This is a genomic window from Mesorhizobium sp. M1143 (assembly GCF_040318435.1).
GTDB lineage: Bacteria > Pseudomonadota > Alphaproteobacteria > Rhizobiales > Rhizobiaceae > Mesorhizobium.
Window position 1 is genome coordinate 23,607 of the sequence record NZ_JAMYMJ010000019.1, and the last position, 8,894, is coordinate 32,500.

Annotated in this window: 6 protein-coding genes (1 of these 6 only partly in view); 5 read left to right on the plus strand and 1 reads right to left on the minus strand. The window is 63.6% G+C overall.

From position 1 onward, the window contains the following. The first annotated feature begins 212 nt into the window (after positions 1 to 212). The 5 genes from NKH35_RS15345 to NKH35_RS15365 all read left to right on the plus strand — a co-directional run bounded on the left by NKH35_RS15345 (position 213) and on the right by NKH35_RS15365 (position 7,923). The gene (locus NKH35_RS15345; RefSeq protein WP_023707557.1) at positions 213 to 1,208 is read left to right on the plus strand and encodes a DUF4167 domain-containing protein; all 996 of its coding nucleotides are present in this window, start codon (positions 213 to 215) and stop codon (positions 1,206 to 1,208) included. Positions 1,209 to 1,416: 208 nt separating this feature from the next. Then, complete coding sequence (clpB, locus tag NKH35_RS15350) at positions 1,417 to 4,023, plus strand: ATP-dependent chaperone ClpB (RefSeq protein WP_023733653.1); 2,607 nt, start codon at positions 1,417 to 1,419, stop codon at positions 4,021 to 4,023. Between the two features lie 71 nt (positions 4,024 to 4,094). Beyond that, entirely contained in the window at positions 4,095 to 4,451 is a 357-nt protein-coding gene (locus NKH35_RS15355; protein WP_023685771.1) for an MmcQ/YjbR family DNA-binding protein, read from the plus strand. Positions 4,452 to 4,743: 292 nt separating this feature from the next. After that, positions 4,744 to 6,261: a L,D-transpeptidase family protein gene (locus NKH35_RS15360; RefSeq protein WP_023701438.1), complete on the plus strand. Its 1,518-nt coding sequence runs from the start codon at positions 4,744 to 4,746 to the stop codon at positions 6,259 to 6,261. Positions 6,262 to 6,363: 102 nt separating this feature from the next. After that, the gene (locus NKH35_RS15365; protein ID WP_023733652.1) at positions 6,364 to 7,923 is read left to right on the plus strand and encodes an MFS transporter; all 1,560 of its coding nucleotides are present in this window, start codon (positions 6,364 to 6,366) and stop codon (positions 7,921 to 7,923) included. Positions 7,924 to 8,095: 172 nt separating this feature from the next. Here the strand turns inward: NKH35_RS15365 and NKH35_RS15370 are convergent, their stop codons facing one another. Next, positions 8,096 to 8,894: the 3' end of a M23 family metallopeptidase gene (locus tag NKH35_RS15370; protein ID WP_352597424.1), read on the minus strand. Its footprint extends 1,172 nt past the window's final position; 799 of the gene's 1,971 nt are visible here — the last part of the coding sequence; its start codon lies off the right edge, out of view — the gene reads right to left on this strand; the stop codon is at positions 8,096 to 8,098.

Here is an 8,894-nt window from a genome sequence, read left to right on the forward strand (position 1 = left end):
CGGTTTTCCTTGGAAATAGCTGCCTTCTTGCGCAAACGACGCCCAAGCTTCGTGCGGGAATCGTCCGGCAAGTGATGTAACCGGAACAGGATGACACGTGGCGCCAACGCAATTGATGCGGGCGAACGCCGGTGAAGAAACGAAACGGCTGGCTGCATGAGCGCCTCCGTTCGCGAAACGTTTTTCGAAAATTGCAAAATGAAGAGAGTCTTATGAGGCCACAACAGCAGAACAGGCGCATGCGCGGTCGCAACAACAATGGCGGCGGCGGTGGCAACAACAATAACAACAACAACAACCGCAAGGGCCCAAATCCCCTGACGCGCAACTACGAGAGCAACGGCCCGGACGTGAAAATCCGTGGATCGGCTCAGCAGATCGCCGAAAAATACGCCACTCTGGCCCGTGATGCGCAAAGCTCCGGCGACCGGGTTATGGCGGAAAATTACCTCCAGCACGCCGAGCACTACAACCGCATCATTGCCGCCGCACAGGCGCAGATGCCGATCCAGAATGCGCCGCAGAACCGCGACGAATTCGACGACGATGAAGATCGCGACGATTTTGACAATGCCGGCAGCGGCAATGGCGGCGAGACTCAAGCGCCGATGGCAAACCACGGCAACGGTCCGCAGCCGACGATTGAGGGCACGCCGGCCGAACTCGCATACGGCCAGGAAAACGGCCGCGAGAACAACAGTGGCCGTGATAATAATGGCCGTGACAATAATGGCCGCAACAACAACGGCCGCGACAACAATGGCCGCAACCGTGACCGCCGCCCCAATGGCGGCTATGGCCAGAACGACCAGCGTGGCGACTTTGCCCAGCGTGGCGAGCAGAACGGCCAGCGCGGCGACCAGCAGCGCTTCACCGAAACCCCGGCACAGGCGGAAACCGTTTCCGCCGTTGAGCCCGAAGCCGAGAGCGGTTTCTCCGAGCCGGCGCCGCTGTACGAAAACCTGTCGCCGGCGGCTCTTGCCGCCCGGGCCGAACTCAATGAGGCAGCCGCCGAGAGCGGCGCTGCCCGTCGCCCGCGGCGTCCGCGCCGCCCGCGCAACAATGCCGATCAGGTCGGTGACGAACAGTCTGGTGGTGGCCAGGTGGTGGATGGCGCCGGCGAGACCGCTGCCGCTGTTGACGTGGTGGATGCGGCGCCGGCCGAAAGCCCTGCCGGCGACCCGTTCGCCGTCGACGCCAACAACTGACCCACAAGACATAAGTCGATGAAACGGCGGAGAGAAATCTCCGCCGTTTTCGTTTGCTCGGCCATGCAATATCATCAGCCGGACGTCTTGAGCGGCAATGGCTTGCGCCCCATATCTGGCGTGAACTGGACCCGGCTCGGATGAGCGGGTCCGTCACCGCAATCTGATCCGGTGCCGCAAAGCGGGCCGGTGATGGAAGGAGACAGATATGAACCTCGAGAAATACTCCGAGCGCGTCCGCGGATTCATTCAGTCCGCCCAGACCATGGCGCTCTCGCGCAATCACCAGCAATTCACTCCCGAACATATGCTGAAGGTCCTCGTCGATGACGACGAGGGGCTGGCCGCCTCGCTGATCGAGCGCGCCGGCGGCAACGTGCGCGACGTCAAGCTTGGCGTCGAGACCGCCCTTGAGGCCATGCCCAAGGTGGAAGGCGGCAACGGCCAGCTTTATCTGGCGCAGCCGCTGGCCAAGGTGTTTTCGACCGCCGAGGAATTGGCCAAGAAAGCCGGCGACAGTTTTGTCGCGGTCGAGCGGCTGCTGCAGGCGCTGGCGATGGAGAAGTCGGCCAAGACGGCCGATATCCTGTCCAAGGCCGGCGTCACAGCGCAGGCGCTGAACCAGGTGATCAACGACGTCCGCAAGGGCCGTACCGCCGATTCGGCGAGCGCCGAGCAGGGCTATGACGCGCTGAAGAAATACGCGCGCGACCTCACCGCCGATGCCCGCGCCGGCAAGCTCGACCCTGTGATTGGCCGTGACGACGAGATCCGCCGCACCATCCAGGTGCTGTCGCGCCGTACCAAGAACAACCCGGTGCTGATCGGCGAGCCGGGCGTCGGCAAAACGGCGATCGCCGAAGGTCTGGCGCTGCGCATCGTCAATGGCGACGTGCCCGAATCGCTGAAGGACAAGCAGTTGATGGCGCTCGACATGGGCGCGCTGATTGCCGGCGCCAAATATCGCGGCGAGTTCGAGGAGCGGCTGAAGGCCGTGCTCAACGAAGTCACCTCGGCGGCCGGCGGCATCATCCTGTTCATCGACGAGATGCACACGCTGGTCGGCGCCGGCAAGGCCGATGGCGCCATGGACGCTTCGAACCTGTTGAAGCCGGCGCTGGCGCGCGGCGAACTGCACTGCGTCGGCGCGACCACGCTCGATGAATACAGGAAGCATGTCGAGAAGGACGCGGCCCTTGCCCGCCGGTTCCAGCCGGTCTTCGTCAACGAGCCGTCGGTGGAAGATACCGTGTCGATCCTGCGTGGCCTGAAGGAGAAGTACGAGCAGCACCACAAGGTGCGCATCTCGGATTCGGCGCTGGTCGCGGCGGCGACTTTGTCGAACCGCTACATCGCCGACCGTTTCCTGCCGGACAAGGCGATCGACCTTGTCGACGAAGCCGCGTCGCGGCTGAGGATGCAGGTCGATTCCAAGCCCGAGGCGCTGGACGAAATCGATCGCCGCATCATGCAGCTCAAGATCGAGCGCGAGGCACTGAAGGTCGAGAAGGACGAGGCGTCAAAGGACCGGCTCGCGCGTCTCGAAAAGGAACTCGTCGGCCTCGAGGAGGAATCGACCGAGATCACCGCCAAATGGCAGTCGGAGAAGCAGAAGCTTGGCCTCGCCGCTGACCTCAAGAAGCAGCTCGACGCGGCCCGCAACGACCTCGCCATTGCCCAGCGCAAGGGTGAATTCCAGCGCGCCGGCGAGCTTGCCTATGGCAAGATCCCGGAACTGGAAAAGAAGCTGAAGGAAGCCGAAGCCCAGGACGGCAAGGCCGGCATGGTCGAAGAGGTGGTCACGCCCGACCACGTCGCCCATATCGTGTCGCGTTGGACCGGCATTCCGGTCGACAAGATGCTGCAGGGCGAGCGCGACAAGCTGCTGCGCATGGAAGACGAGATCGGCAAGCGAGTCGTCGGCCAGGGCGAAGCGGTACAGGCGGTGTCCAAGGCCGTGCGTCGTGCCCGGGCCGGGCTGCAGGATCCGAACCGGCCGATCGGCTCGTTCATGTTCCTCGGACCGACCGGCGTCGGCAAGACCGAACTGACCAAGGCGCTGGCCAATTTCCTGTTCGACGACGAGAGCGCCATGGTGCGAATCGACATGTCGGAATACATGGAGAAGCACTCGGTCGCCCGGCTGATTGGCGCGCCTCCCGGCTATGTCGGCTATGAGGAAGGCGGTGCGCTGACCGAAGCGGTGCGGCGCCGGCCCTATCAGGTCGTGCTGTTCGACGAAATCGAGAAGGCGCATCCGGATGTCTTCAACGTGCTGTTGCAGGTGCTCGACGACGGGCGGCTGACCGACGGGCAGGGCCGCACGGTCGACTTCCGCAACACGCTGATCGTCATGACGTCGAACCTCGGCGCCGAATATCTGGTCAATCTCGGCGAAGAGCAGGACGTCGATGCCGTGCGCGACGAGGTTATGAGCGTGGTGAGAGCCTCGTTCAGGCCGGAGTTCCTCAACCGCGTCGACGAGGTGATCCTGTTCCACCGGCTGCGCCGGCAGGATATGGGCCGCATCGTCGAGATCCAGCTCAAGCGGCTGGAAAGCCTGCTCGCCGACCGCAAGATCACACTGTCGCTCGACCAGGATTCGATCGACTGGCTGGCGGCGAAGGGCTACGACCCGGCCTATGGTGCGCGGCCGCTGAAGCGGGTGATGCAGAAGGACCTGCAAGATCCGCTGGCGGAAAAAATCCTGCTTGGCGAGATACTCGACGGCTCGACCGTCAAGGTCACCGCCGGCTCCGACCGGTTGAATTTCCGGTCCAGGCCCACTGTGGTGCCGACCGACGCGGCAGCCTGATCCAACGCCGCGCGTCCGCCCGGACGCGCGGCGTTTTGTTATGAAACAACAATCCTTTGACGGGGGTGCAGGTGACGCTGGACGACTACAACAGCTTCTGCGCCTCGCTGCCGCAGACGACGCACGTCGTGCAGTGGGGCGGGGCCGATGTCTGGAAAGTCGGTGGCAAGGTCTTCACCATCGCCGGCCATGACCGGGAGGGTGGCGTCTTCGTCACCTTCAAATGCTCTGAAATGGCTTATGACGTGCTGAAGGATCAGCCCGGCTGCCGGCCGGCGCCCTATCTCGCCTCGCGCGGCATGAAATGGATCCAGCGTCAGACAAGCCAGAGCATGGATGATGATGCGCTGAAGGACTATCTCGGCGAAAGCCACCGCCTCGTCGTCCTCAAGCTGACGAAGCAGACGCGCAAGGAATTGGGCCTGTAGCAACCAGTAATCCGCCATCTTCATGCCCGGTTCATGTTGGAAAGCTTATGTTGTGGTTTGCTGGCGAAGGGGTTTGCCTGCAGGCTTTTGACGATCAGGGCGTTCCTTGCGCATCCAAACGGTGGCGAGAACGTTCTGGTGGGAACACTGCCGGGCGGCGGCAATTACGCATGACCCCGAAAATCGAAATTCGATTTTCGGAAAGGATCATGCGCAGACATGAAGTGTTACAGCGTCCTTTGCGCGTCCAAACGGACGCGCGGCGCTGTAAGTACCGGAGAGTTTGACCACCATGTTCCGCACGATCCTTGCCTTTTCGGTGCTCGCCGCCGGGCTGCTCACGTCCAGCGCCATGGCATCGCCGACTGTGGACAACGCACTGCCGGCCGTCCGCGCCGCCGATAGCGGCGGCATTGTGCTTGCCCAGGACGGCAATCTCGACATCTATTACGACGCCAGGGGCAACCGCGTCATCGTCGATGCCGAGACCGGCAAGGTCATCGCCATCCAGCCGCCGCAGACCAGGCTCGACCGCCGCGCGCTGCGCCGGGAAATGCGGGCACGTGAGCTTGGACGCGCACCGGTCGAAGACGACGACCGCTACTATCTCGACGATCCCGAAGACATGGCGCGTTTCCGCCGCAGGCAACTGGACGATCAGGGACGAATCCCCGGCCCGCCGGTTGATGAATACGATCCTGAAAGCGACAGATTCCTGGGGGCCGCTCCGCAGGATGATGCCAATGACAGCGACACCTATCCGGAAGCGCCGAAATCCGCTGAACCGCGGCCCGTCAAGCGGCAGCCGCTGAACGAAGCCTCTATCGATCCCGCCGAACCGGCGGCGCCCGCCGACCAGGCCGCGCTGCCGCCGAAAGCCGGTGGCAAGACCGTGGTCGATCCCTCGCTTTCACTCGGCGCACGCCAGGATGTAGCCGCCTTGCAGGTGCTGCTCGACCGCGCCGGCGCTTCACCCGGCGTCGTCGACGGGCGCTTCGGCTCCAATGTCGACAAGGCGCTTGCCGCCTATAACCAGATCACCGGCAGCAATCTGCGCTCGACCGACGCGGTCGGCATCCAGGCTGCGCTGGCGCAAACCGGTGGCGATGCTTTCGCCAATTATACGATCACGCCCGAGGACGCGGCCGGGCCTTATGTCGCCTCGATACCGGAGGATTACAGCCAGAAGGCGCAGCTCGACCGCATGGCTTACACCTCCGTCACCGAAGCCTTGGCCGAACGGTTCCACATGGACGAGAACTACCTGAAGGGGCTCAATCCCGAGGCCGACTTCAGCCGTCCCGGCACCATCATCAAGGTCGCCAATTTCGGCAGGTTGGTGGCGACGCCGGTTGCCCGCATCGTCGCCGACAAGGACAAGAAGCAGGTGTTCGCCTATGACGCCGGTGGCAAGCTGGTCGCGGCCTATCCGGCCACCATCGGTTCAGCCGACACGCCCTCGCCGACCGGCACCCATACGGTGTCGCGCGTCGCGCTCGATCCGAACTACACCTACAACCCCAGCATCAATTTCAAGCAGGGCCAGAACGACAAGATCCTGACCATCCCGCCGGGTCCGAACGGCCCGGTCGGCTCGGTGTGGATCGCGCTGGACAAGCCGACCTATGGCATTCACGGCACGCCCGATCCCTCCAAGATCGGCAAGACCGAAAGCCATGGCTGCGTGCGCCTGACAAATTGGGATGCGCGTGAACTGGCCAAGCTGGTGTCGCCGGGCGTCACCGTCGAGTTCGTCGGCGGTCCCTCGGCCGATGATGTTGCGGAGCAAGTGAGCGCTCCAGCGCAGTGATATCGGCCTGCCCATAAGGCAGGCCGATATCCAAAGCTGGATTCATGAGCGCAGGGTGCTGGCTGGTTGTTGCCGGCCCGCAACAAGTCTAAGCAGACGCTCATGAAGTCTCCGAGCGAAGCCGCAGCCGTTCCCCTGACCAGGTCGCTTTCCAACGGTACATTTTGCCCGCAGTCGCAGCGCAAGTTCGTGCTGGTAGCGGCGATCCTGGCGTCAGCGCTCGGCTTCATCGACGGGTCGATCCTGGCCATTGCCATGCCGGCAATGCGCGTCGACCTCGGCGCCAGCCTGGCCGAGGTCCAGTGGATTTCCAACGCCTATGCGCTGACGCTGTCGGCGCTGATTCTGGCCGGCGGCGCCGCCGGCGACCGGTTTGGCCTCAGGCGCGCCTTCGTTGCCGGCATTGGGCTGTTCATCGTCGCTTCGCTGGCCTGCGCGGTGGCGCCGAATGCGCTGGTGCTCATCGCCTTTCGCGCCATTCAGGGCATTGGTGCGGCGATCATGGTGCCGGGCAGCCTCGCCATCATCGCCAAGGCCTATCCGAAGAAGGAGCGCGGCCGGGCGATCGGCATCTGGGCCGCCGCCTCGGCGCTGACGACTGCGCTCGGTCCGGTGCTCGGCGGCTTCGTTCTGTCGGCCTTTGGCGGCGGTATCTGGCGGGCGATCTTCGCCGTCAACCTGCCGCTCGGGCTGATCTCGATCTATCTCCTGCTGGCCAAGATTCCCGCCGACGCGCCGACGGAGAAGCGAAGCCTCGATCTCGGCGGCGCCGCTCTCGCCACGCTTGCCTTCGGGGCGCTTGCCTACGGACTGACCTCGATGAGCGCCGAAGGCAGCGGGCTGATGTCGGGGCCGAGCATCGCCGCAGGCGCCGTGCTGCTTATCATCTTCATCGTCTTCGAGCTTCGGCAGCGCGAGCCGATGATCGATCTCAAGCTGTTTCGGATCGGCGCCTTTGCCGGCGCCAACCTCGCCACCTTCTTCCTGTATTTCGCCCTGTCGGCCAATCTGTTCTACCTGCCGATGCTGTTGATCGCCGGATGGGGGCTGAGCACCAAAGAGGTCGGTTTCATCTTCCTGCCGCTGTCGGCGTCGATCGCGCTGCTGTCGGGTCTCGTCGGCCAGTGGTCGGATCGCATCGGTCCGCGTTTTCCGATCGCCAGCGGCTGCCTGGTAGTTGCCATCGCCTTTGCCGGGCTGGCTTTGCTCACTCATGCCGGCATGCACAATTTCTGGACCGGTATCTTTCCGCTGATGGCCGTGATGGGGCTCGGCATGGCGCTGGTGGTGTCGCCGCTGTCGACGGCGGTCATGACCGCGGTCGAGGACAAGGATACCGGCGCCGCTTCCGGCATCAACAATGCGGTTTCGCGCATTGGCGGGCTGATTGCTGTGGCGGCGATGGGCTCGCTCGCGGCCTGGGTCTATTCGACGATGCTCGATACCAGCGTCAGGCCGGGCATTCCGGGATTCGGCGAACCGGCATTGGCCGGCCTGGCGCCAGACCTTGATGCAACACGGCTCGCCGCCAGCGATGCGGCGTTCGCGGCCGTGTCGACAGTGACGGCCGTGCTTTGCCTGCTTGCCGCTATTATCGCCTGGGCCACCGTTTCGGGGCAAAAGCTGCCTTGGTCACGAGCCGAAGAGGAGCAGTCGACTTGATTCGGAGCCGACCCGATTCGGAATGCTCTGATGGGGCGATTATGATTCGCCAGCGTCGAGTGTGACGGCTTAAAGCGCGTCGCGCTGAAACGGATTCATACGACGCGCTTTAAGTGTTTGTTTTGAGGCATGTCCTTGTCCAGAGCCGCGGCACACTTCTGGGCGACATGCATTAGCCTTCGATCTTGGCGCTCGCGACCTTCAGCGGATTGCTGTCTTCCTGCTTGAGCAGTTCATCGATGCGCTCGCGCTCGCGCTTGAAAGCGACCAGGTCGTCGCCCTTCAGCACCTTGCCGACCGGCAGGCGCACGCGCATCGGGTCGACCTTGGTGCCGTTGACGATCAGCTCGTAGTGAAGATGCGGACCGGTGGAGAGGCCGGTCTGACCGAGGAAGCCGATGGTCTGGCCCTGGCGGACATGAACGCCCGGTTCGATGCCTTTGGCAAAGGCGCTCTGGTGATTATAGGAGGTCTCGTAGCCATTGGCATGGCGGATGATGATCTGCTTGCCGTAGCCGCCGGCCCAACCGGCCTTTTCGATGGTGCCGTTGCCGGCGGCGATGATCGGCGTTCCGATCGGCGCCGCCCAGTCGACGCCGGTATGCATGCGGACATAACCGAGGATCGGATGTCGGCGGGCGCCGAAGCCGGAGCGGAATTTCCCGGCCGGCAGGGGATTGCGCAGCAGGAACTGCTCGGCGCTCGATCCATCCTCGTCGAAATAGTCGGTCGAGCCGTCCTGCATCTGGAAGCGGTAGAAATTGCGTGTCTGGCCGCCGAAGGTCGACGAGACATAGAGCAGTTCCGATTCGTCGGAGGCCTGGTCGTCGCCGTCAGGCTGCGAGAACAGCACGTCGATGCGGTCCGATGGATTGAGCCTGGACTGGAAGTCGACGCCGGAGGCCAGGAGCTTGACCAATTGCTGGGTCAGCTTCTTCGACATGCCATAGGAATAGGCGGCGCGGTAGATG

Coding starts and splice junctions, on each gene's coding strand:
- NKH35_RS15365 (WP_023733652.1), top strand. CDS start 6,364: ATGAAGTCTCCGAGCGAAGCCGCAGCCGTTCCCCTGACCAGGTCGCTT.
- clpB (WP_023733653.1), top strand. CDS start 1,417: ATGAACCTCGAGAAATACTCCGAGCGCGTCCGCGGATTCATTCAGTCC.
- NKH35_RS15360 (WP_023701438.1), top strand. CDS start 4,744: ATGTTCCGCACGATCCTTGCCTTTTCGGTGCTCGCCGCCGGGCTGCTC.
- NKH35_RS15345 (WP_023707557.1), top strand. CDS start 213: ATGAGGCCACAACAGCAGAACAGGCGCATGCGCGGTCGCAACAACAAT.